The following is a 1798-nucleotide window of genomic DNA, read 5'->3' on the forward strand; positions in this document are numbered from 1 at the left end:
GACTTGTATTTTACCTCCATATATCGTTACACCTTGCAAATCTTGATTTGCAATTAAACAATTGATTTTTGAAAGCTCTATATCTAATTGTTCAAAGCGTTTGTTTAAATATTTCTCTACATCCTCTGTAAATTCCAGGGGAATTTGTTGTGTTTGCTTCATGTGCTGCCAAGTATGGGGTGGTAAAAGATACTCTTCAAAATCTTTATATTGCTTGCTGCTTTTTACCCACATATCACCAGAACGAAGGGTATTCAATAACTCTGAAAATACACTAAATTCATAGTAATGTCGATTTATTTTATCGTCTTGGTACACATATTTCATCCATTTAGACTTTATAAAATCGGTCGGTACATTATCAGGTATTTTTCGTTTTCCAGATTGATTGGCTTCTTTTAATAGTTCTAATGCTTGTAATACAGTTTGACTGGTTGAAGAAGCTTTAAACACATATCTATTGAGTAAACGCGGAGCCATTTTACGAAAATGTCCATAATGATTATCCAGTAAATCTAGATAATCAAATTCTATTGGCCTAGCTAAGTTTTCAGCCTCATGTACAGAGTGAATAAATTTCTCCCAAGATATAATAGATTGTACAGCTTCGAAAGGATCTGTTTCTAATTCTTTTGCTTCAATTAATGCTTTTCCTATTTCGACATAAAGTCTAACTTTTTCATTTATTGATTTCCCATCTTTTTGAAATAGTTTATTATGTTTATTTTCTCCACGGTTAAACATTCGTCCCATTAGTTTTGCAAACATATCTAAACCTTGATCAGTTAAAAAAGCATAGATATGGATAAGGAATGCCATGATCGTTGCATATCGTTTCCTCTCATTAAACCTAGATAAATGTTGTATAGAATAACAAGAGCCCTCACGGGCCATTTGTATTAATCTGTTCTGATGAATTTCTTTCCCATTATCTAAAGGTAAATCTAAACTTTGAATAAACTCTAATCGATCCAAAATTTCATGAAAATTTTTAAGCGATATAACACCTGGTGGTTGACGTAACCAAGATAAAAGTGAATTTTTGTTCTCTTCACGAGTATAAAGTAATGTATCTAGTTGTTCGTATTGATAAGAAGAAAGTCCTTTCGTTAAATATTTAAAAATTCTTTTCCTAGCGCGTTCTCTTACAGACCAGGCTAAATGTTCTATAGCGTAAACTGCTGGAAGGATAATTTTGCGTTTTCTCATTTCCTGAATAAGAGCTTCTACCAGCAAATACCCGTTTTCTGTTTTCATTGCTAGAGGGAGAAGCCACCGTGCTAATTCACGGTATTCTCTCAGAGTAAAAGTACGTAAATTGTAAAGATTCCGTATTTTATTTACATGCTCTCGCCGTGTGGTATCTCGAGTACTTGCGTAATTTTGTACCTCCCAAGAGGCTACACCTATTTGTTTTGCAAGAAAATTCACAAGAAATTGTGGGATATTTTCTTTAGCCAATAAAGGCCTCCCTGGAAAACGAAGATAAGAAATTTGAATAGCAAATCCCAATCGGTTATGATCTCCACGCTGTTGATTAACAATTTGTAATTCTTCATCAGATAAGGTGTAATATCGAATTAATTCACGTTCATCCATCTGACTCGGAATTTCATAAAAAAATGTTCTTTGTGCATCTGTAAGAAGTTCTCTTGTTTTCAATATTCGATTCCTTTCTTCTGAAAAAACAGTTATTATCAATAGAGTATACCCTATTGATAATAATTTGTCTCCTTGATAATAAAGGCTTCACAGACTATCAATAGCACTTATCAAAATTAAAGAGAGAAAAGGTGAG

Annotated in this window: 1 protein-coding gene; it reads right to left on the reverse strand. The window is 33.0% G+C overall.

Annotation, left to right across the window (positions count from 1 at the left end):
- A partial coding sequence (locus ACQGS6_RS27750; RefSeq protein ID WP_426965977.1) for a DUF4158 domain-containing protein occupies positions 1-1662 on the reverse strand: 1662 nt, incomplete at its 3' end.
- Positions 1663-1798: the final 136 nt, after the last annotated feature.

The sequence above is a fragment of the Bacillus sp. GMs2/2 genome (genome assembly GCF_050172095.1).
In the GTDB taxonomy this organism is placed as follows: domain Bacteria; phylum Bacillota; class Bacilli; order Bacillales; family Bacillaceae_G; genus Bacillus_A; species Bacillus_A cereus.